A 20,451-nucleotide genomic window follows, 5' to 3' on the forward strand; every position below is an offset into this window, starting at 1 on the left:
CGAAACCGCCTTGTTGTCCTGTTGGCCCGTGTCTACGGTGCAGTGATGCTCTCGCGAATGCTGACGGTGACCTTCGATGCGCACGACCCGGCTCGCCTGGCGCAGTTCTGGGCCGGAGTGCTCGGCCGGAAGGTCGTCGAGGACGCCGGTGGTGCACTCCTGCCTGGCGATGACACCCAGCTCAGCCTCCAGTTCGTCCCGAGCCGCGCGAAGAAGGTGGGGCCGAACCGCATGCACCTTCACCTGACCAGCGCCAGCCCCGCCGACCAGCAGCACACGGTGGCGACGGCGCTGGGGCTCGGCGGCGGCCACCTCGACGTCGGGCAGCGCCCCGAGGAGGGGCACATCGTCCTGGCGGATCCCGAGGGCAACGAGTTCTGCGTGATCGAGCCGGGCAACGCCTTCCTCGCCGGGTGCGGCCTGCTCGGGGAACTCACCTGCGAAGGCACCCAGGAGGTCGGCCGCTTCTGGAGCGAGGCGCTGGGCTGGCCGCTGGTGTGGGACCAGGACCAGGAGACCGCGATCCAGTCACCGCACGGCGGCACAAAGGTCGCGTGGGCCGGCCCGCCCGTGGCCCCGAAAGAGGGAAGGAACCGGCAGCGTTTCGACCTCGCCCCGACCGGTGGCGACCAGCAGGCGGAGGTCGACCGGCTGGTCTCCATCGGGGCCACTCGGCTCGAGGTCGGTGAGGACGGCGCCGTCGTGCTGGCCGATCCCGACGGCAACGAGTTCCGCGTGAAAGGCAACTGACAACAGCACGGCCGGACAGTGCGTTCAAGGCCGTCCACGGTGACGGCATCGAGCCCAGCGGAGCCTCGCTGGTGGGCCGCCCCGGTTCTGAACCTGCTCGGCGGAAGCAGTTGCCGCTCCTCCACCTGCGCGTACGCGTCCGGCGTCGGCCCGTTGTCGGAGGTCAGCAGCGGCACCTCCAGCGGCCGCCGCCGACGCCGCCAGGAAATCGCCGTGTTGACCATCACCCGGCGTACGTAGACGTCGGGCGCGTCCCTGCGCAGTACCCGCCCCAGCGCCGATGGGTCTTCTCCAACGCCGACTGTGCCAGGTCCTCGGCTGTCCCCCGGTCGCCTGTCAGCAGGTAGGCCGTTCGGAGCAACGGCCCCCACTGTCGTTGTACGAACAGCCGGAACTGTTCGTCGTCGTCGTGCCGACTCACGCCACCTCCAGGTCGCGTCCGCCTCGCGTTCGCGCGCGGATGCAGAGTGAGACGCGATCAGCGGCGTCCGGGTTGAGGCGGAAATCGCATCGGCCTGGAACGTCAGGGTGTAGCCGCCCTGGGCGCTGAACGCCCACGGCGCGCCCACTGCGCGCCGTTCGGTACCCACCCGTCCGGTCGGCGACCGGACGGTGAGCGACCTGAGCGACCAGGGCCACCCTGGCGGGACGGTCGACCGACCGCGGTCACCAGGAGGCCTTGCTGGATGCCGGGCAACTCGCCGCGCAGCGCCAGCTCGCGGAATCGCACTCGGGACAGCCCGAAGCGGGCGAGTACGCCCCGCGGCCGTCCGTCAATCTGGTCCCGCGAGCGAAGCCGCACCGGGCTGGAGTGGCGCGGCATCCGCGCCAGCCGGCGGACCGCGTCCGCCCGTACCGGCGGATCAGTGTCCGGGTGGGCGATGGTCCGCTTCAGCTCCGCACGTTGGTCGGCATGCCGTGCGACGAGGGTCTCTCGGCGGGCCTGCCGCTTACCGAGGCTCTTCTTCGCCATGTCAGCGTTCTTCGCGGAAGTCGACGTGCCGGCGGACCATCGGGTCGTACTTGCGCAGCACCAGCCGGTCCGGGTTGGTGCGGCGGTTCTTGCGCGTCACGTACGTGTAGCCGGTGCCGGCGGTGCTGCGCAGCTTGACCACCGGTCGGATGTCGGTCTGCCGGGCCATCAGATCTTCACGCCCCTGACTCGCAGCTCTGCGACGATCTTTTCGACGCCTTTGCGGTCCACGGTCTTCAACGCCCTGGCAGTGAGGGTGAGACGGACCCACCGACGCTCGGACGGTAGCCAGTAGCGGTGGTTCTGCAGGTTCGGGTTCCACCGGCGGCGAGTGCGCCGGTGGGAGTGGGACACGGCGTTGCCGAAGCTCGGCTTCGCACCGGTGACCTCACATCGTCTGGACACACGGACTCCTTCTCATCACGGCCTGACTGTAACGACAACCGTTTTCATTTCTACATCAGCCGACCGGGTGGATCCACATCGGGGTCCGCGATCGGCACGCGGGCGCGGCGGGGAGAGCGGCGGCCGGCACCACCGCGGGTAGAGCCACTGGAGGCGTCGTTGGCTTCACGCGCACCGTGTGGTGTGGACATTCACAGCCTGCGTAGGGATCGACTCCAGGGCGGGTCGAACAGCCCAGAGCGGGTGAGGAGTTGCGGCCGGGGGCCCGTACGGCCCGGACCCCTCCGCATGTCCACGCACTCCGGGTGTCTATAATGACAATCGTTTTCATATATGTTGAGAGGACTGCGATGCCGTCGTCACCACTGGCTCCAACCCGTACGGCGTGCCGGTGGACAGCACGGCAAGTACCGCCTGCTACACCAACTTCTCCAACGCCGCGGCCTGCAAGCCGCAGGAGCGGGACTACCAGAACCCGATCGCTGGGGTATGGGAGATCGAGGTGGAGTCGCGGCGGACCTCGCCGGCGCTGAACAACCCGTTCCAGCTTCGGGCGCGGGTGCAGGGCGTGCAGGTCGAGCCGTCCGTGATCGAGCTGCCGTCGGTCAGCGCCGGTGAGCCGACCTCGGCGAACTGGACGCTGACCAACACCTTCGGCCCGGTCGCGGTGACCGGTCAGGGTGGTCCGCCGTCGAGCGTGCACGCCGAGCGGCCGACCATCGCCGAGGGTGCCCAGCAGGAGTACCTGGTGGACGTTCCGGAAGGCGCCACCCTCTTCACGGCACGAATCGGCAACACCGCCAACCTGGGCGCGGATCTGGACCTGACGGTGTTCCGCGGCGATGTCCAGGTCGGCCAGGCCGCCGACGGTGACTCCGAAGAAGCCGTCACCATCGCGAACCCACCGGCGGGCATGTACCGGGTCGTCGTCGACGGATATGCCGTGGACGGGCCGGGAACCAGCACCGCCTACGACTACCGGGACTCGTTCTCGGCCCCGTCGCTGGGCACCCTGGCCACCCCGAGCACCGCGCTCGCCCTACCCAACGGCGCCACGGCCACCCTCACCGGTACGGTGACCGCCCAGTCCGCCCCGGGCGCCGGGCGTGAGCTGTTCGGCGAGTTGGCCGTCGTGACCACGGAGGGCGCGGTCGTCGGCCGCGGCGCCGTCTCCATCGGCACCGTGAACTGATTCGTCACACGGCGCAGGAGCCCATCCCCGAACCCAACGGGGATGGACTCCTGCGCACCGGACCCCAGGCCGCGACGCCATCGCCAAGGCGCCTGATGCCTGACACTTGCGTCCCACCTGATGCTCGACGAGGTGCACGTTCGCGGCCACTCAGGCGAGACAGAACTCGTTGCCCTCAATGTCCTGCATCACGAGGCACGACTCGTTGTCGTCATCGGCAAGCAGTAGTCGTACGCGTACCGCGCCGAGCGCGACCAGTCGTGCGCATTCGGCCTCAAGTACGGCCAGGCGCTCTTCACCCACGAGCCCGGTGCCGACCCGCACGTCAAGATGCAGCCGATTCTTGACGACCTTGCCTTCGGGAACGCGCTGGAAGAACAGCCGCGGGCCCACACCTGAGGGATCGTTGCATGCGAACGCCGAACCCTGATGCTCAGGCGGCAGCGCGCGATTGAACTCGTCCCAGGTGGCAAACCCCTCCGGTGGCGGCGGCACGACGTACCCCAACACCTCGCACCAGAAACGGGCGACGCGCTCAGGCTCTGCGCAGTCGAAGGTGACCTGGAACTGCTTGATCGACGCCATCGGTCCACCATAGGGGCGGGGCCTTTCGTCGTCTCCACGGGCCCGCCCGTGGCCAGGTTGTGGCGCATGCGGCCGCCACTCAACGATCAGTGGAACCTTGAGCCGTGGGATGACGACCTCGACGATGTCGATACCAGGGCGACCCGGGATGCCCTCATTCGCCTCGGCGACACCGTCAGCTACTGACCCCTGCACCCTGCGATCTCCCAGACGGCACCGGGTCGTTGACGTCCGTAGCGTCAGCGCGGACAGTACCGCAGACAGAACCCGGCCGCCTCAACTGTCGCGCCGCAGCCGGCCCGTCTCCCCGCCCTGGGCGTCGAGGAGCACGAGCACTTCGCCGTCCAGCCCTGCCCGCCACGCCTTGGAGAGCCAGACACCCACCGAAACGTTGTCACAGCCCATTAGCGTGGTGGGTCCGCTGGTGGCGAGGAAGTCACCTGCCGGTCCGGCGACCCATCGCCCTCCCTCACCGTTGCAGCCGTCGGAACCGCGCCATCCGCCGTCGTCGCGCAGCTCCACGTACGGCCCCCCGGACCTGAACCTGCCCGGCCGAGCATCAACCGGCACCCATCGACCGAGCAGGGTGTCACGGCTCGCCGGCGTCAGAGCCTCCGGCAGCGCGGCGGCCGGCGCGAACGCACGCCGGACCTCGTCGGTGACCACGGGCAACTCCGCCGGAGACGGCAACAGGTTCGGCCCGGGGGTGGGCTTCGCGCCGGGCAGCAGCCGGGCCACGTGCCCGCCCTGGACGTCAAGCAGAACGCGGCTGTCGCCCTCCACCCGGAAGGCGCTGGCCCGACGCAGCCAGGCCGGAGTCATGAGCTCAGGACCGGGGCGACACTCCCGGGCGTCGTTGTCGGAAACTGATCGTCCGGAGGCGCCGGCGACGAACAGGCCGTTGACATTGGCCCGCCACGTCCCCATCACCACGCCGCAGCGGTCGAACAACAGCAGACCGTCGTGCCTGTCCGGTGTGAGCTGCAGAATGTCACCCGCGCCCTCGTCGACCTCCGCCACCTTCCAGGAACCGATCAGCGCGACAGGATCGGTCTGCGGCGACACAGCCGGTGCGGGTCCCGAAGCGGCGGCCTGGGCCCCACCCGGAGCCGCTGTCTCCGACCCGACCTGCCCGCCGCAGCCCCCAAGCAATATCCCGACCGCCGCGACAGCTATCAGGTTTCTGCTCCCGCTCATCTTCTCTCCCGTTCCAACGCCCGCCGGGCGGTTGAGCGGCCCGGACCTGAGGTGATTGGACGAGCAACCGCGGTCACCAGTTCCCTCGCCCGGGCAGCCCGCAACGCCAATCCCACCGCCGGTATCAGGCTGTCGTCCGCCGCCATCTGGTGCCAGCTCACGTCGGCGGCGAGCGGCCCCGGTCGCCGTCACCGTTGCTGTCGACAGCCACGGCCCTGGGCCACGCTCGATCTCGGCGAAGACGCCGAACGGCATCGTCGGGAGCACGCGCGCCGGCTCATCGGACACGGCGACCCGTTCGTCCCGAAAAATGATCTGTTGTCGATGAGCTGCGCGAGCACCGGCGTTGAATCGGCTGAACAGTCCATCAGGGTCCATGGACGTCCGCTCTCGCTCGAGCCTGTTTCATTCCGCGGGGCTCGCCTGGCTGCCCAGGTCAGACGGCCTTGGCGCGGGAATCGGGTCCAGGGCACCTGCAGCCACTGGACCCAGTCTCCGAAAGTGGGGCCACCCCCTTGCGTCTCCGCCAGGAACACTGCCGAATCTGACTTGCAAAAAGGCGTCGGCAGCGATCCAGCATCGCCCATAGGAAAGACCCCACTCAGCAAGGAAGTCGCGCCCATCTATGTAATTCTTTGCCGCATACATCCCGGCGACGTCAAACATGGCAAGTGAGCGGTTGATCAAGTCGAACTCTTCCAGGTGCTGATCTCGCAGCTCAATGACCGCCTCAACGGTCTGAGCATGAGAAAAGAGAAGTCTGCGCCCGCGCTGCAGATCAGGGTCGAGCAACCGCTCGTGAACTTTGAGGAACAGATCTCGGCGATCCTGCCGTCGCCTATCCCGAAAGGAGAACCCTGTAAAAGCCAATGCGGCGAGAGAAATCAGCAGGGAGGCTGACGAGCTTACTAGCGAAACCCAGCCGGCGCCATTCATATGGAATACCCAACCACATCTCTGCCACCCTCACGACCGGCCGTTCGGTCGCTGCCAACGAACGCCCGTGCGGTCATCTTCAACGGCAGATCCCACCTAGTGCCAGACAGCAACAAGCTCACTCCCGCCAACCCGTCGGCCATCGACCCGCCCTCTGTGGGCCGCAGGTTCTGGGCACTTCGTCCGACGGTGTTCGTGCGTGCGCGACCTCGGGCAACTGTCCGCCGGCCGTCGCCGTCGTCTACGGCGTGAAGCACCCGGATGCCGGGCCACGTCGGGCGAGGGAACAAGGACTCAGCGGGCGGGCACCGGCTCGGACGACGGCCGCCATTCTCGCCTGATCAGCCCGTAGACCCACGAGTCAGAGACCTCGCCGTTCACGACGCAGTCTTCCCGCAACGTCCCTTCACGCACGAACCCGAGCTTCTCCAGCACGCTGGCAGATGCCACGTTTCGTGTATCGGTCTCAGCCTGGACGCGATTCAGGTCCAGCGTGTCGAATGCCCACCGCGGCAAAGCGCGCGCGGCCTCCGTCGCGTAGCCGTGGCCCCACGCTGCATCGTTGAAGCAGTAGCCCAGCGATGCGCTGCGGTAGTCCGGATTCCACCGGTTCAGGCCGCACCAGCCGATGAACGCCCCGCCGGAGACACGATCCACGGCCAACCGCGCCCCGGTGCCCCCCTCTGCCATCTGCCGGCAAGCCGTAATGAACTGCTCAGAGCGCACGCGTTCGCTCCACGGCGGCGCGTCCCAGTAGCGCAGCACGTAGGCGCTGCTGTGCAGCGCGAAGAGGTCGTCCGCATCCGCGTCGTCGAAGGGACGCAGCCGAAGGGAGCAGTGGGCAGCGTGGGCGTGGGCAGCGACGTGCGCGTCATGTTCTCTCCAGGGATCGGTGGCCGATCAACCAGACATCTGATGCCGGCCACTCGCAACGGGCTTTCTCGGCGGCGGGCGGACGACGTGCCCGCTCATCGGCTTTGATCGAACGGCACCGCAACACGCAGATCACGTACGGCACTCGTGGCAGGCGGGCTCGTGCGGCCTCACATCTGGGATTTCAGCACGTCGACCTCGCAGCCCGGCGCGGCCGGGTCGAAGCCGTGTTCTAGCAGCCAGCGGATCGCCAACAGGCTTCGCAGTGACCACCACGCGCGGATGACGTCCAGGTCGACGTCGGTGCCATAGCCGGCGACGACGTCGCAGAGGTGCTCCTCGTGTCCGAGCGTCAAGCTGGCGAGGTCGTACAGGGCATCGCCCTGGCCCGCTTCGGACCAGTCGACCACGCCGGTGATCTCGTCGTCGTCGACGAACACATGGGCGATCTGCAGGTCGCCGTGCATGAACACCGGAATCCACGGCCGAAGCGCAGCCTCGGCAACCCGGCGGTTGCGCGTGACCAGGTCAGCGGGAAGGCCGTTCGTGACGAGCCACTCGCATTCACCGTCGAGGCGCGACGCCAACTCGTCGAGGCGGCGACCGGGCCATGGCGGCAACGGCGCGTCGTGCAGCATCCGTGCGGCGGCACCGGCCGCGGCCCACGCCGCCGAAGATGCGGTCGACGGCTCGCCGAGGCGGCCGAGTGCTGTCCCGGGGAGGGCGGCGAGAGCGAGCACGGGCGGCTTCCGCCACAGGATCTTCGGGGTAGGGATCGGCGCCATAGCCATCGCCTCGACCTCGACATCGGTGCGAGTCTGATCAGCGTCGATTTTCAGGAACACGTCGCCGACGCGCACGGTCGCGCGCTCGGAATGGGCGACGACGACCTCGACCTCTTCCACGTCGGCCAGTGTCGCGGAGCTGGCCACCGACGTCACCGTTTTATTGCGTGCGACTGCGCGGTTGACCGCGTCACGCCGGCCCGGTCGCATGGCCGCTCGCTCACATCGGCCAGATCCGCACGTCCCGACGCACTGATGTGCCCGCAGGTTCGTGGCGCTGTCGCGAATCACGTGGCGGAGCCGTGTCGCGCATCAGTTGCCGGATCACACGCCGGCAGTCCGGCCGGCCCGGTCCGATGCCGGCTTCGCTGATGCTCGCCGAACGATCGGGTGAGGCTTTTCAGGAGCGGCTTTGCCCTTCTCGGCGGTACCAAGTGAGGCTCGGCCGATGACGCCGCTGGTGGTGTGAGGAGGTGCGGCCGTTGAACCGGGGTCGGCCGCCCGGGATGTGGCTGGTCTCCGACGGTGTACCGATCAACGACGTGGCCAAGGTGATGGGGCACGAGCAGACGTCCACGACGTTGAACCGCTACACCCACTCGACGGCTGAGCGCGAGCGCCGGGTGTAGAAATCCTTCGCTGCCTTTTCGCTGCCTCCGGGCAACGAGTGACCTTCACAGACGAGTCAAGGCCCCTCAATTGAGTGGCCTTGAGCTTGCCATATTCATGGTGGGCCATCCTGGAATCGAACCAGTGACCTCTTCGGTGTGAACTCTCGGCGAGCGGGTCGGATCGGGCTTGATGCGAGGTCAAACGGCCTGCTGGCGCCCGTCTCGGCCCGGTTCGGCTGGCACGGTTGCTGTACTTCGCTGCTGTACTGCTGGCATCAGACGAGGCGCTGGATACGCACCTTCGGGCGCTCGTTCCTCAGGTGGCCCTGCTTGTGCTGGCCGACCTGTTCGTTCCAGACCTCCTGGTCGTAGTCCGGCTCCGGCGGGATCCACTTGTGGGAGCCGTCGCTGTAATGGAACTTCTCGTCCCCGGGCCGCAGGATGCTCATCGCAGCCAGCCGAGGAAGCGCTGGTGCAGCGCCCCCGCCGGCACCCAGGTCAGGTCTTCGGAGGCGCGGACCAGTTGAGCCCCCAGGTAGAGAGCCAGGGAGATCGGAGCGCCGTCGAACTCCGCGCGCAGCTCGCGCTGTCGGGTACGGCAGGGCCAGGGCGCGTCGCCGCCGCCGCAGCTCCAGATCGGCAACACCGGGCCGTGCGTGGTCATGCGCGGCCCCCGAGCAGCGCCGCCGTCAGCGACCGCGCCTGCCGGCTGGTCGCCCAGTTCACCTGCCAGCACGGGTACGGCGTGAGCCGCGACCACCACGCCCGACAACCGGTGCACAGGCCGTCCGTCCCTGGCAGATGTGCGACCAGGGTCCGCTCCGCCTCGTTGCTCATTGCTCCTCCTGGGCGGGCCAGTGCTTCCGGTTCATCGGGATGCGGTGTCGGTTACGGCAGGGCAGGTCGACTCCACAGCGACAGACCCACGCCCACTTGCGCCACGACCATGCCGGGCGGTGTCGCCGCGCCAGGGTCATCGCGACGGCGATCAGGTACTGGTCGTAGGACACTCGTCGCCACGGTGGTGTTCTGTCCCGCATCACTGCCTCCCTCCGCCGGGCAGCGCTCCATGACCGACACCCGAACCACGGGACCGGATCTGGAACGTTCGGTAACTGCGACGCTACGATCACGGGGACGGCGGTTGGACTCACCCGTAGTACGAGTGAGCAGGCCAAATGCCCTTCCGCAGCGTTGGTTTCACGGCGGGAACGTCGACCACCGGTCAATGTAGGGATGACGGATGGCAGGTCGCGAACGATCGGCACTACAGCGCGGCGGGGTGACCGGCTACCTGTTCAAGCTGATCCGGGAGTCCATCCCGCTGACGCAGGAGCAGCTCGCCGTAGGCCTGGGCGTCGACCGCGTGACCGTGCAGAGCTGGGAATCCGGGCGGCGGCCATTCACCGCGGTGCCGCTCGGGCACGCGGTCTCCGTCCGGCACCGGCTCAGACGGCTCGGCGCGAACGCAGTCCTGCTCGCCGCACTCGACGACGCTGCCGAGGCAGACTTCATCCTCGCCGCAGTCCTCGACGAACAGGTGGACCGCTGTGACATCGCCGAGCAGCCGCTGGGCTGGTCCGTACTCACCCACCGCCTGACCGACCTGATCCTCTGGGCCGTCCTCGGACAGACACCCACCTTCGCCAGAGGGCTACCCATCCCCCACCCGCGGCGAGGTCCGGTCGCGTCCGGGCCGACCCTGGCCGTCGACGAGCAACGCACGTTCTTCGCTCACCTTCACGTGCTCGCCGAACGCGCAGCCGCCGGACGGGATCCGTACGTACTGCTGCACCGGCAAGCCTGCTTCCTCGCCGGCATGGACACCACCAAGGCGGCGGCAGGATGGCTCACCCGGAGCAGAACCCGCGCCGGCCGGACGACCACCTTCCACACCTGGTCAACGCTGTGGCCGGACGCCCGCTCCGTCGTCACGTCCCTCGCCAACCAGGGCGACCCAGAACCTTTGCGGGACTTCATCGCCCACGCACACCCGGACGACGCCTGCGAGCGAGCAGCCCTCAACTACTCGGCCTACTGGGTGGGCGAGATCCCTTACCGCCACGGCGACGACTCCTTCATGCCCGGGACGCTCGCGGACTGGCACGGCTCGATCCTTCTTCGGCACCTGGTCCAGCGCCTGGACCCAGGACACCCCTTCGTCGACCTCAACATCCACAACGTCTGGGCTCTGCTGGCCGCACGACGCGGTCTCGCTCTCGACAACCCCGCCGCGACTCGGTCACTCCTCGACCGCAGTGTCCCGCTCCTGGACAGTGACCGGATCTCGGCGCAGTCGCGGCAGGAACTAACCTCAATCGTCTACAGCCTGCGGGCGGACGGACTCACCGGCACAGGGACGGGCAGATGAGCGACGACCACGACGCCGCCGGAGCGATGCGCTTCATCTTCGAAGCCGGCGTCCTCAAACGTGCCGCCCGTACCGGCTGGTGGTTCGCCGGCGTCAAGCACCCCGAGTCCATCGCCGAACACTCCTTCCGGACCGCGCTCATTGGGATGATGCTCGCCGCCATGGAAGGCGCCGACCCGGCCCGGGTATCGATGCTCTGCGTGCTGCACGACACCCAGGAAACCCGGATCACCGACATCCCGCACATCGCCAAGCGCTACCTCACCGCCGTACCCAACACCGCCGTCACCGCCGACCAGGTCGCCACCTGCCCACCCGCAGTCGCTGGCGTCATCACCGCCGCCGTCGCCGAATACGAAGCCGGCGAGACGCTGGAAGCCGTCGTCGCTCGCGACGCTGACAAGCTGGAATGCCTCGTCCAAGCGGTCGAATACCGCCACCAGGGCATCGACAACGTCCAGCGCTGGATCGACAGTTCACGAGCGGCACTCAAGACCGCCAGCGCCCACCGCCTCGCCGACGCCGCCCTCAGCGGACAACCCCTCGACTGGCTCACCCCTCCCCCGCCGCCGGAGTGAGCCCTATAGAGCCTGTTTCTGATCTGCCTGGCGGGACTTGTGGTACGTGAGCGACGGTCGGCGTGGCGGCCGTCCATAAAAGACGGGCTCTTGGTAAGCAGACGGTTCCTACACCCTGCTGCCCCAAGAGCCCGCCTTGACATTGAACCCTGCCCGGCCTGCCGCCAGCCAGCGGCCCCATGCCGTCTGTGCATGTGGCTGCACAACCCGCCGGCGCCGCTACCCTTCCGACACCACCGACGCCGAATGGGAGATCCTCGAACCCCTGCTCAGCGCCCCAGCCTGCCGTCGCCCCGGCGGCGGACGCCCGGAAAAACACCACCGTCGGGCGATCATCGACGCGATCTTCTATCTGGTCGATAACGGCATCAAATCTACGACTACGACTACGACGGTGGCCGCTGGGTCGGGCGGGACGCCTCCGGCGAGGAGCCCTTCGCCTTGGTGATCGCGGGAGTGCTGAGCGGTTGGAACCCGGAGCACGACGAGGTCGGCCAGCTGGTCGACGGCACCCTGCACGTCGGCGACCGTGCAGTGCGGCTGGGACTGTGGGAGGGCGAGGTGATCTCGTACGCTGCCGGGCGTGGGTGACTTCCTCAAGACGACGCTGGCCCGGGTGCCGGACGGATTCGACCTGCCGGAGCCGCTGCGCCTGCTCTTCGCCTGGGTCGACGAGCAGGGTTTCGTGGTGAAAGGGCACGACGGGGATCTGTACGGCTCGTTGAGCGACAACGGCTGGGTGGGCACCTCGATCGAGTTGCGTGGCTACACCGCCGAGCAGACTCTGTCGTACGCACGGTCCTGGTTCGACGAGTCGGTCCTGGATGCGGCCGCACGGTTGTGGCCGTTCGCGCAGACCGGTGGCGAGGGTTCGATGGCCGCGCTGTGGCGCGACGGTCGGGGACAGGTGAGGATCGTTCATCTCGGTTCGGGCAGCGGTTCGATGATGACGTGTGTGCTCGCCGGCGATGCGGTCGACTTTCTGCGGCTGCTGGCGATCGGTTACCGGGAGATCTGCTGGAACGAGGAGTTCAGCGCGCCGCCCGAGCCGTGGGACGCCGACCACGAGATCGTCAATGCGCCCTACCGGGACTGGCTGCACCGCACCTTCGGTGTCACCGCCCCGGCGACCGGGCTGGAGATCGTGGCGGAGCCCGCCGAGATGGGCGACGAGGACACCACGGACCCGTTTTGTCGCTGGGTCGACAATAAGGAAGTCTGAGCCCGTCACCGGGTCAGGACGCCATGGCGATCTCCGGCTACGAAAATCTTGCCGGAGCCAACTTCATGCAGAGGCAGATACGCGAGATGTGCAGAGGTTCCGCCGGCCAGGCGCTGGGGACGGCACGACGGCGGCGGATCGGCCACCCACGTCCGCCAACAATGAGTAACTGGTGGACGTGAGATGGCAGCACCGGGATCGTGGCAGATCCGGATACTCGATCAGCGTGAGCGCCGGACGCCGGGATGGTCGGATGCGCTGCAACATCGCCAGACGAGAGGAACGGATGGCTTGCCGGCAGGGATGATTGGGGTTGTCGAGACTCAGATCATCTGTTGTCGGGAAGCACCCGTTCGGTGAAGGATGCGTGGTTTGGCAGGCCGGGTGAGGACGCTCAATGAACATTCGCGTCACTACAACGGTCGGCGCCCCATCGGGCGCTGCAGTTGCAGCCCAACGATCCGACCGTCCCGTCGTTGACCTGACCCACCAGCGGATCAAACGCCGGCCTCACCTTGTAGAGGGGCGACGCCATCGTAGGCACCGGTGACGGTCCTGAGGAGCTCGACATTGCTCGGGTAGGTCGCCGAGAGGAGTTCGCGTATTACGGGTTCACGGTCATAGTCGTCGGCCAGACGTAAGCCGAGGATGACGTTGGCCATCATGCCGGCGGCGAGGGTCTGACTGGCTTGTTCGGGTGTGAGATCGCCGCGGTTGACGAGCACTCGGTAGACGCGGAGGAAGCCGTCTCTGGCGAGTGGCCCGATCTCCGGATCGGTGCCGGCGGTGAAGGCGTGCGCGAGGCAGAGTTGCAATCCCTGCTCCTTGAACAGTTGAAGGTAGGCGACACCGATACGCGGTGCGAGGTCGCCAGGTGCGTCGTCGTCGATCGTCTGCTCGAACACCTCGACCACTCTGTCGAGCGCGTGCTCGATCGCGGCTCGGATGAGCGCGTCTTTGCTGCCGAACAGGGACACCACGTAGGGCTGGCTCACGGCGGCCTCGCGGGCGATGTCTGCCGTGGTGGTTGCGGCGAAGCCCTTGCTACCGAAGATCCGGATCGCCGCAGCGAGCACGGAAGCGCGTCGCTGGGACGAGGAGATTCGTTTCTGGCCCATGGTTGACATGTTATCAATCAATCAATAATCTTTGCGATGCGCTGCCGATCGGCCACCTCGGCGTGAGCGCCGGCGATCGCGGCGATCGGCTCCAGCCGTGCTTTCTCATGTGCGGTGTCACGTCGCGGATGCTGCGGCACAGCTCGCCGATGGGGCGTGACACTGTGCAGTCCGGCACGATGAGGGGACCGGGTATGGACGTGCTGATGTTCGCCACCGTCGCGGTGCTGGGGTTCACGGCGTGCGCCGAGTTCGGCTCCTATGCTTTTGTGCATCCGGTGGTCAAGCGTCTGGCGCCGCGTGACCACATCCTGGTCGAACAGGGTCTGCTGCGTACCTTCGGGATTGTGATGCCGGTGCTGATGACGGCTTCGCTCGTGCTGGCTATCAGCTACGCGGCCCGCCCTGATGGGGCGGGGTTGCCCGAGGTGTTGCGTTGGGTTGCGGCCGCGACCTGGGCCACGGGCATCGTCACGACCGTGGTCGTGAACGTGCCGATCAACCTGTCCACACTGCGCTGGGACAAGGATTTCCCTCCGGAGCGCTGGCAAGAGCGCCGTAACCGCTGGGAGTGGTTTCAGGGATACCGTTCGTGGGCCTATCTCGCGGCCTTCCTGCTCGTCGCTCTCTCGGTCGCCACGGTCGGCTGAGAGAGTGTTGGGTTACCCGTTGACCACGTGAAGTGAGTTGACAGGATCCGTTGTGGTGTAGGGGATTACAGAAGCGGATACCGGATCAAATGCGATTGGCTTGCCGACGGTCAGTCGCGGCCAGTACCCGCCTGGCTTTGGATGCGGTGCCCGTGGGACGAGGTGGCGTGGTCTTCGTGGTCGTCGTCTACCTCGTAATCTTCCGTACCAGGACGGCCCGTCATGAGGCGCCTCATGACACTTCAGGTCAGGAGTTCGCGGGCCAGGGCCTCGGTCCACCAGCGCTCGACTTGATCGGGTTGCCAGCCGCGTTCGCCGGTCAGTGTGGTGTAGACGTCGATGTTGCAGATCGCCGCATAGATATCGACGGCCGACCGTATGTCTAGTCCTTGCCGGAGAACGCCGCCCGGCCACGACGAGAACACCTGGATCCTGGTCTCGTCCCCCCGCTGACGGCCGTCGCGGTAGACGCTCGCCAGCGCAGGCTCGGTGCGGCCCGCCTCGCGTACGAGCGCGATGATGTCACCGGCACGCTCGAAGAGCCGCCGGTCGTAGCCGGCCATCGCCGCGAGCTGCCGCACCGGATCGTTCTCGGCCCCTTCCAGTTCGGCGAGCGACTGCGATGGATTTGCGGCGATGTCTGCTGCGTCGGCCAGGGCCTGGATCAGCCCGGTCTTGTTCCCGTACACCGCGTAGACGGTGGGCACCGAGACCCCCGCCTCCCGTGCCACGTCACGTACCGTGGTCGCCGCCCAGCCGCGGGAGAAGAACAGTCGACGAGCGGCGCTGGCGATCTCACCCCTCGTCTCTGCCGCTTGCGCCACCCGGCGCAGTGATTCGTACCTCCGCCTGCCTGTCTCGGCGGTCAATGGCTTGCCTCCTTCAGTTTTCGAGCCTTATATTGAATGTATGTCACGTAAACTCGGCGTCGGAAACACCTGGACGTTCTCGCGGATCGCCGGACTCGCCGGACTCGGCTTCGCCATCCTGATCGCCTCCACCAACGCCTTCCTGGTGCCAGCCGGCCTGCCCCACACCGGCGCTGAGACCAACGACGTTGTCCAGTTTTTCACCACCCAACAGAACACCGTCGGCCTCGCGTCAGCACTCGCCCCGATCGCCTGGGTGCTGGCCACCCTGTTCGGCGCCGGCGCGGTCTCCGTGCTGTGGCGTTCCGACCTCGAGCAAGGCACAGCCTGGTCCCTGGTCGGGTTCGCCGGGGTGATCATGCAGAACATCACCTTCACCGGCGTGATGGCCACCCGGCTCGCGCTCGCGTCAACGACCGCGCAGGACAGCAGCACGATCGCCGGGCTCTGGGCACTACACAACGCGCTGTTCGTCTTCAACGGCACCTTCCTGGCACTGGCCATGACCGGCCTGTCCATCAGCGGCCGACGCGCCGGCCTGATCCGCCGCTGGCACAGCGGGATCGGCCTGCTTGCCGCCGCACTCCAGTTCGGCTCGGCCGTGCTGAGCCCTCTGGCCATCGACGACCCCGGTACGGTCGGTCTCCTCGGCCTTGTCGGCTGGCTAATCTGGGTCGTGTGGGTCGTCGCCTACGGCATCACCCTGATCCGCCCGACATCCGTTCCCATCCAGGCGATACCGAATAACCGACGCACCGGTCCCGTTGAGTCATTTCGATCAGACCATCGGCAGGCCGATCTACCCGACGGCCAGCGTCGCCATCCAGCACAGCAGCGCGTCGAACCGCCGGAGAGCGCGCAGGCATAGACATCCGCTCATCAGCAGTTCCGGATGGCGAGCGGCAGCTCCAGCCGTCACGCTGCGTGCGGCGCGGATCGCCAGATCCGCGCACCTGCTCTTCGTTCCGACGCCGTCGTTCTCAGCGCTGGGACCTGCGCCGGGGATCCTCGGTTTGGCCAGGCTGCTTGGCGCGGCGGGCGCTCAGGAGTGTGGAGTTCGTACTTGCTCGAAGTGGAACTCGCGGATGAAGCAGTCTCGTGGTTGACCAACCGCGAAGACCACGCAGTCGATGACCGACTGCGCAGTGAGGTCGCTATCTGCCTGCCGCGGCCCATCTTGAACGAAGTCCGGTGGAAAAAGGGAAATCACCCGGATTCCTTCTGGCCGGAGCCGGTGCGACAGGATCTCAGCGAGCCCGGCGTGGGCATGCTTGGCCGCGTAGAACGCGGGATGCGCGCCCGAGCGGCGGTGCCCCACCTCGCCGCATGTGGAGATCATGTTGACGACGTCGGGCCGCGACGATGCACGCAGCAGCGGCAGCAGATGCTTGGTCAGCAGCACGGTGCCGGTCCCGCCCGCAGCAGCCATTACGCTCTCGATCGTGTCGTCCGAGACGTCTGCCAGGTCGTCACCTTCGATGTATGCGGCACCATTGTTGATCAGCACATCGAGGTAGCTCGTCCGGTCGGCCACGGCCGCGGCGAACCCACGCACCGAATCCGGTGCGGCGAGGTCGCAATGAAACGCATCAGCCCGACCTGCCCCCCGCTGGCTGATCGCATCCGCAACCCGCCGGGCCGCCACCACGTCGCGGGCCGAGAGGAAGATCTGTGCGCCGCGTTCGGCGAACGCCTCGGCCAGAAGCCGACCCGTGCCACGTGCCGCGCCGGTGATGGCGACGCGCAAACCATCAAGATCCATGGGCCGACAGTGAAGCACCTGAACTCTGGTTGAGGTCAACAGGATCCTCCCAAGATCGGACATCCGCTCATCGGCAGAAGCGGATGCGCCAGCCTCTCCGCCCGCCCGTTCACGGCGGGTAGCCAACCAGCCGGATCGGGGTGTCACGCTTCAAGTGAAGCCACGACGTAACGCGTCATGCGGAGTACGACATCGCCGGCAGCCGGCCGGATCGAACGTGTGGTCGATTTAGCCGCTCCGTGTGGCGGTGCGTGATCGTCGGTGGAATGGGGCGCGGGCCGCATGGGCCGGCGGGACATCTGGGTGGTGATCGGTCAGACGAGGCGCGGTGCCCGCGCCCGTTCCGGCAGACTGCGCTGAGGAAGTCACGATTCGATAATCGAGGAGTCACGAATGCGCCTGACCAAGTACGGCCATTCCTGCGTACGCATCGAGCACGACGGGGGAGTGCTGGTCATCGACCCGGGAGAGGTCAGCGAGCGTGAGGCCCTGGACGGCGTGGACGCCGTGCTGATCACCCATGAGCACACTGACCATCTGCACGTCGAGGCGCTGACGGCGCAGCGCGAGCGTCGCCCGTTCACCCTGCACGGGCCGGCGTCGCTGGCATCCACTCTGGACGGCCTGGCCGACCTGCTCGAGCCGGTGGAGCCGGGCTCGGGGTTCACCGCCGCCGGCATCCCGGTGCGGGCCTACGGCGGGCGGCACGCCGTGGTCCATCCCGACATCCCGGTGGTGGACAATCTGGCGTACCTGGTCGACGACCGGGTCTACCACCCCGGTGACTCGCTCGTCGTGCCGGAGGACATCCAGATCGACACCCTCTTCCTGCCCATTCACGCCCCGTGGACGAAGTTCTCCGAGTCGCTGGACTTCCTCCGGGCGGTTGGCCCGCGCCGGGCCTACGCGCTGCACGACGGGTACCTCAACGACAACGGGCTGGGCGTGCTGAACGGCAACTTCAGCCGGCTCTACGAGGGGGAGTACCGCCGGCTCGAACCGGGCACCCGGGTCGACGCCTGACAGTGCGGATGTAGGTGGGGTCACCATCGCGCCGCTCAGCGGCCGATAGGCACCTGCTCCGAGTGGGTCCACTGGTACATCCGGTGGTCCCGGTGGAACTCAAGGAGACCTACGTGATGGAGAGTCACCACGACCGGCTCTGCCTCAACCTGCGCCAGCGTGGCTGCGATGGGTTCCGCAGATTGGGCGGCGTTTGAGTACGCGACGCTCACATGCAGTCGATAGCCCTGCACATGCTCGGGCGCCAACTCGACGTCGTCCTCACCCAGGACGTGGCCGATCACTTCCCTCACCGCGTGACGTACCGCCGTGATGGGGGCCGGCGGGTCAGTTGGCAGGTAGACAGCCTCCGGACGAACGACAGGGCGGTGGAACGTGACGACAGGTGCGGGAAGCTCCGCAAGCCTCTCTCGGATTCCATGCTCCAACCGCGCTACCTGCTCGTCGTCCAGGTCGTCAATGAAGCCGATCCCCTGCATCGTCAAGTGAAGCGGGTGGAGAGGATGAGGTCGAGGCCGGGGAAACGGCCGTAGCGCCTCCTGGTAGAGCTGACCAGTTCCCCCAGTTCGGCATGCTCGCCCAAGGTGGAGTGGCAGGCGTAGAAGTGGCGACCTGCCGACCAGCCTGGTCGCCACCACCAGTGGTCCTGCATCTTGTCGACGTGCTCGATCGGAGCGGGCATCTTGTCACCTGCCTAGATGTCCGAGAGACCTTCGGCGTCTTCGGGTTGCTGAGTGACGTCGTACTCTTCGACAGATGATCTCGATCCGACGAGGGAGAAAACAGCCCGTGACCAGGCCGAATGATGTGGTGGAGCCCCGGGGACTCGAACCCTAACGCCTGCCTTGCAAAGATCAAGGCTACTGTCGGCTAGCGTCGACTACTGCGGCTGAGCTGCTCGCCCCGTCGTCTCGCGTCTGTCCCGAGCGGTTAGAGTCGCCCGGCTTGGCTGTACTGATGGCTGTACAGCCACGCGAAGAGAGGCGCAGGACAACCATGCCAGTCATCACGATTCGTCGAGCCTTGGACGTTGCTCTGTCTCGCCCCATGGAGATCGAAGTCGATGGGCGGATCGTCGGACGCCTGGAGCGTGGAGACAGCCAAAGCTTCGACGTAGCACCAGGCCCATATGTGGTACGGGTCCATCTGGACCGACAGAGCAGCTTGCCGGTCCACGTGGACCTGGACGACATGGAGACGAATACCTTGGAAGCGGCGGCCGGCGAGTCGTCTTCGACGTTCACGGCGAGGTTCCTACAGCCAAAGAGAGCACTCGATCTACGGCTGGTGTGACCCAGCATCAATGGCGGTTCTGGGACTTGCTCGACCGAACGATGGCCTCGGCGTCGGTGCGTCTGCCTGAAGCCCATCTCCGCCGTGAGTCCGCACATCGTGGAACAGACCTGCTCCCCGGTGTCAACACAACGATCCGCCGTGTTGACACCGGGAAGCAGGTCTGTTCGGCTTCGCCCGGACTCACGGTGGAGGTGGGCGGCCCTATCTCTGTCGAAGATCCCCGCCGGAGGCATCGGTTTGAGTACCTGGCGCAGTCTGCAACCATCGGCCGGCGCGCCGGCCGATGCCGGTGCTTACGCCGCCAGCAGGCCGAGCGCGGCCGGCGCGGCCCGCTTGCGGGCCGCCTTGATCCTTAAGAGGGGAATTCGGCAGTCAACGGGTCAACTATGCCGGCGGCTGGCTGTCGTGTCCCGGCTGATGCTTGACACTCGTCTTCGTCCGGCTGCCGTTACGCGTGTTCCCGCTACCCCGACCCGCCGGGTCGTGCTTGTCGTAGCCGACGTGATCGGTGATCTCGCCGTCCAGCGCCGATTCGAGGACCCGCTTGGTCAGCTGCTGCAGCAGCCCGCCCTCGCCGGTCAGTTGCAGGCCGTCACCACGAGCCCGATCGACCAGCATCGCGATCAACTGCTCGTCCCAGACCGCACCCACCGGCTTGGCGGCCGGTTGTCCCACGGTGGTCTCGGTCGTCATCTGGCGTCTCTCCCTTGATCGGTCGATCAGCCGTTATTTGTACAGTCCCGCGGCCGGCTGTCCAGTCTCAGGACCTGCGTGAGTTCCCCCCGCTTTGATGGAGCGGTGGTTACCTGCTGCCGGCTGGCGCAGGGGTGACGATAGGTGGCGCGGCTGGTTCGTGCTGGCGGGTATGCCAGGCGGTCTCGTATTCGTCGGGGCTGAGGTAGCCCAGTTCCTTTTGGATGCGGCGGGTGTTGTACCAGCCGTCGATGTAGGCGAAGATCGCGTTCTCGGCCTCGTCTCGGGTCCGCCAGCTCGTGCGGTAGACGAGTTCGATCTTCAACGTCGACCAGAAGTTCTCCATCAGCGCGTTGTCGAACGAGTCGCCGACCGAGCCCATCGACGGCAGGATCCCGTTGTCCTGTAAGCGTTCCGCGAAGCGGAAAGACGTGTAGTTCGATCCCCTGTCGCTGTGGTGGATCAACTGGCCGTCGCGGACGTCGCGGGACCAGATGCCGTATTCGAGGGCGGCGAGGATGATGTCGGTGTCGCAGCGGTCGGAGGTCTTCCACCCGACGAT

General features: G+C 67.0%; 26 protein-coding genes and 3 pseudogenes. 12 read left to right on the forward strand and 17 right to left on the reverse strand.

Annotated elements, in window-relative coordinates; genetic code table 11:
- The first annotated feature begins 45 nt into the window (after window positions 1-45).
- Complete coding sequence (locus KBX63_RS06235) at window positions 46-750, forward strand: VOC family protein (protein ID WP_210909154.1); 705 nt, start codon at window positions 46-48, stop codon at window positions 748-750.
- Between the two features lie 666 nt (window positions 751-1,416).
- On the opposite strand, the pseudogene rpsN reads toward KBX63_RS06235, so the two are convergent.
- The 3 genes and pseudogenes from rpsN to rpmB all read right to left on the reverse strand — a co-directional run bounded on the left by rpsN (window position 1,417) and on the right by rpmB (window position 2,128).
- Window positions 1,417-1,723, reverse strand: a pseudogene (gene rpsN, locus KBX63_RS06240) (30S ribosomal protein S14).
- A gap of 1 nt (window position 1,724) precedes the next feature.
- Complete coding sequence (rpmG, locus tag KBX63_RS06245) at window positions 1,725-1,892, reverse strand: 50S ribosomal protein L33 (RefSeq protein WP_210909165.1); 168 nt, start codon at window positions 1,890-1,892, stop codon at window positions 1,725-1,727.
- Complete coding sequence (gene rpmB, locus KBX63_RS06250) at window positions 1,892-2,128, reverse strand: 50S ribosomal protein L28 (RefSeq protein ID WP_210909167.1); 237 nt, start codon at window positions 2,126-2,128, stop codon at window positions 1,892-1,894. The genes rpmG and rpmB overlap by 1 nt, the downstream gene beginning before the upstream one ends.
- Before the next feature lie 373 nt (window positions 2,129-2,501).
- Here rpmB and KBX63_RS06255 point away from each other — a divergent pair.
- Window positions 2,502-3,320 (forward strand): annotated as a pseudogene (locus KBX63_RS06255) (PPC domain-containing protein); the annotation flags it as partial.
- Window positions 3,321-3,470: 150 nt separating this feature from the next.
- Here KBX63_RS06255 and KBX63_RS06260 read toward each other — a convergent pair.
- A complete protein-coding gene (locus KBX63_RS06260) occupies window positions 3,471-3,905 on the reverse strand; it encodes a VOC family protein (protein WP_210909169.1) in 435 nt (144 codons plus the stop codon).
- A gap of 276 nt (window positions 3,906-4,181) precedes the next feature.
- The gene (locus KBX63_RS06265) at window positions 4,182-4,970 is read right to left on the reverse strand and encodes a hypothetical protein (protein WP_210909170.1); all 789 of its coding nucleotides are present in this window, start codon (window positions 4,968-4,970) and stop codon (window positions 4,182-4,184) included.
- An 834-nt stretch (window positions 4,971-5,804) separates the two neighbouring features.
- Here KBX63_RS06265 and KBX63_RS06270 point away from each other — a divergent pair.
- Window positions 5,805-6,002 (forward strand): hypothetical protein, encoded by a 198-nt coding sequence (locus KBX63_RS06270; RefSeq protein WP_210909171.1) that lies wholly within the window; start codon window positions 5,805-5,807, stop codon window positions 6,000-6,002.
- A 330-nt stretch (window positions 6,003-6,332) separates the two neighbouring features.
- Here the strand turns inward: KBX63_RS06270 and KBX63_RS06275 are convergent, their stop codons facing one another.
- Entirely contained in the window at window positions 6,333-6,863 is a 531-nt protein-coding gene (locus tag KBX63_RS06275) for a GNAT family N-acetyltransferase (protein ID WP_210909249.1), read from the reverse strand.
- A 218-nt stretch (window positions 6,864-7,081) separates the two neighbouring features.
- A complete protein-coding gene (locus tag KBX63_RS06280; RefSeq protein ID WP_307871634.1) occupies window positions 7,082-7,843 on the reverse strand; it encodes an aminoglycoside phosphotransferase family protein in 762 nt (253 codons plus the stop codon).
- Between the two features lie 335 nt (window positions 7,844-8,178).
- Between KBX63_RS06280 and KBX63_RS06285 the strand changes: the two genes are divergently transcribed.
- Entirely contained in the window at window positions 8,179-8,325 is a 147-nt protein-coding gene (locus tag KBX63_RS06285) for a tyrosine-type recombinase/integrase (protein WP_247661756.1), read from the forward strand.
- Between the two features lie 257 nt (window positions 8,326-8,582).
- Here the strand turns inward: KBX63_RS06285 and KBX63_RS06290 are convergent, their stop codons facing one another.
- From KBX63_RS06290 to KBX63_RS06300, 3 genes are read right to left on the reverse strand one after another with little or no spacing between them, the layout of a single operon-like run.
- Window positions 8,583-8,756 (reverse strand): hypothetical protein, encoded by a 174-nt coding sequence (locus KBX63_RS06290; RefSeq protein ID WP_210909172.1) that lies wholly within the window; start codon window positions 8,754-8,756, stop codon window positions 8,583-8,585.
- Window positions 8,753-8,971, reverse strand: a complete 219-nt coding sequence (locus KBX63_RS06295) for a hypothetical protein (RefSeq protein WP_210909173.1) — start codon at window positions 8,969-8,971, stop codon at window positions 8,753-8,755. The genes KBX63_RS06290 and KBX63_RS06295 overlap by 4 nt, the downstream gene beginning before the upstream one ends.
- Window positions 8,968-9,144 carry a hypothetical protein gene (locus KBX63_RS06300; protein WP_210909174.1) on the reverse strand — a complete coding sequence of 59 codons (177 nt, stop codon included), beginning with the start codon at window positions 9,142-9,144 and terminating at the stop codon, window positions 8,968-8,970. Before KBX63_RS06300 ends, KBX63_RS06295 begins: the two co-directional genes overlap by 4 nt.
- Before the next feature lie 406 nt (window positions 9,145-9,550).
- Between KBX63_RS06300 and KBX63_RS06305 the strand changes: the two genes are divergently transcribed.
- The 5 genes and pseudogenes from KBX63_RS06305 to KBX63_RS06325 all read left to right on the forward strand — a co-directional run bounded on the left by KBX63_RS06305 (window position 9,551) and on the right by KBX63_RS06325 (window position 12,478).
- Window positions 9,551-10,678, forward strand: coding sequence for a DNA-binding transcriptional regulator (locus KBX63_RS06305; protein WP_210909177.1), 1,128 nt, complete (start codon window positions 9,551-9,553; stop codon window positions 10,676-10,678).
- Window positions 10,675-11,256 (forward strand): HD family hydrolase, encoded by a 582-nt coding sequence (locus KBX63_RS06310; RefSeq protein ID WP_210909179.1) that lies wholly within the window; start codon window positions 10,675-10,677, stop codon window positions 11,254-11,256. The genes KBX63_RS06305 and KBX63_RS06310 overlap by 4 nt, the downstream gene beginning before the upstream one ends.
- 208 nt (window positions 11,257-11,464) lie before the next feature.
- A pseudogene (locus tag KBX63_RS35045) lies at window positions 11,465-11,629 on the forward strand (transposase); the annotation flags it as partial.
- A gap of 68 nt (window positions 11,630-11,697) precedes the next feature.
- The gene (locus tag KBX63_RS06320) at window positions 11,698-11,847 is read left to right on the forward strand and encodes a hypothetical protein (RefSeq protein ID WP_210909181.1); all 150 of its coding nucleotides are present in this window, start codon (window positions 11,698-11,700) and stop codon (window positions 11,845-11,847) included.
- Entirely contained in the window at window positions 11,840-12,478 is a 639-nt protein-coding gene (locus tag KBX63_RS06325; RefSeq protein ID WP_210909183.1) for a hypothetical protein, read from the forward strand. Before KBX63_RS06320 ends, KBX63_RS06325 begins: the two co-directional genes overlap by 8 nt.
- Before the next feature lie 497 nt (window positions 12,479-12,975).
- On the opposite strand, the gene KBX63_RS06330 is transcribed toward KBX63_RS06325, so the two are convergent.
- A complete protein-coding gene (locus tag KBX63_RS06330) occupies window positions 12,976-13,596 on the reverse strand; it encodes a TetR/AcrR family transcriptional regulator (protein WP_210909185.1) in 621 nt (206 codons plus the stop codon).
- 194 nt (window positions 13,597-13,790) lie between these two features.
- Here KBX63_RS06330 and KBX63_RS06335 point away from each other — a divergent pair, with 194 nt between their 5' ends.
- Entirely contained in the window at window positions 13,791-14,246 is a 456-nt protein-coding gene (locus KBX63_RS06335; RefSeq protein WP_196926089.1) for a DUF1772 domain-containing protein, read from the forward strand.
- A 242-nt stretch (window positions 14,247-14,488) separates the two neighbouring features.
- Here KBX63_RS06335 and KBX63_RS06340 read toward each other — a convergent pair whose 3' ends face one another.
- A complete protein-coding gene (locus KBX63_RS06340) occupies window positions 14,489-15,040 on the reverse strand; it encodes a TetR/AcrR family transcriptional regulator (RefSeq protein ID WP_374102191.1) in 552 nt (183 codons plus the stop codon).
- Here KBX63_RS06340 and KBX63_RS06345 point away from each other — a divergent pair.
- On the forward strand, window positions 14,946-15,983 hold the full coding sequence (locus KBX63_RS06345; RefSeq protein ID WP_247661758.1) for a hypothetical protein: 1,038 nt from the start codon (window positions 14,946-14,948) through the stop codon (window positions 15,981-15,983). The two genes, KBX63_RS06340 and KBX63_RS06345, sit on opposite strands and share 95 nt — an antisense overlap.
- Window positions 15,984-16,157: 174 nt before the next feature.
- Here KBX63_RS06345 and KBX63_RS06350 read toward each other — a convergent pair whose 3' ends face one another.
- On the reverse strand, window positions 16,158-16,877 hold the full coding sequence (locus KBX63_RS06350) for an SDR family oxidoreductase (protein ID WP_210909191.1): 720 nt from the start codon (window positions 16,875-16,877) through the stop codon (window positions 16,158-16,160).
- Window positions 16,878-17,270: 393 nt separating this feature from the next.
- Between KBX63_RS06350 and KBX63_RS06355 the strand changes: the two genes are divergently transcribed.
- The gene (locus KBX63_RS06355) at window positions 17,271-17,900 is read left to right on the forward strand and encodes an MBL fold metallo-hydrolase (protein WP_210909193.1); all 630 of its coding nucleotides are present in this window, start codon (window positions 17,271-17,273) and stop codon (window positions 17,898-17,900) included.
- A 35-nt stretch (window positions 17,901-17,935) separates the two neighbouring features.
- Here the strand turns inward: KBX63_RS06355 and KBX63_RS06360 are convergent, their stop codons facing one another.
- The 4 genes from KBX63_RS06360 to KBX63_RS06370 all read right to left on the reverse strand — a co-directional run.
- Window positions 17,936-18,379 carry a 2'-5' RNA ligase family protein gene (locus KBX63_RS06360; protein ID WP_247661839.1) on the reverse strand — a complete coding sequence of 148 codons (444 nt, stop codon included), beginning with the start codon at window positions 18,377-18,379 and terminating at the stop codon, window positions 17,936-17,938.
- Between the two features lie 2 nt (window positions 18,380-18,381).
- Window positions 18,382-18,582 (reverse strand): hypothetical protein, encoded by a 201-nt coding sequence (locus tag KBX63_RS35050; RefSeq protein ID WP_247661759.1) that lies wholly within the window; start codon window positions 18,580-18,582, stop codon window positions 18,382-18,384.
- Between the two features lie 998 nt (window positions 18,583-19,580).
- Window positions 19,581-19,889: a transposase gene (locus KBX63_RS36655; protein ID WP_374102190.1), complete on the reverse strand. Its 309-nt coding sequence runs from the start codon at window positions 19,887-19,889 to the stop codon at window positions 19,581-19,583.
- A 109-nt stretch (window positions 19,890-19,998) separates the two neighbouring features.
- Window positions 19,999-20,451, reverse strand: a 453-nt coding sequence (locus KBX63_RS06370) for an IS3 family transposase (RefSeq protein ID WP_210909195.1), incomplete at its 5' end; no start/stop codon positions are given.

It is taken from the genome of Micromonospora sp. U21 (genome assembly GCF_018070045.1).
Lineage (GTDB): Bacteria > Actinomycetota > Actinomycetes > Mycobacteriales > Micromonosporaceae > Micromonospora.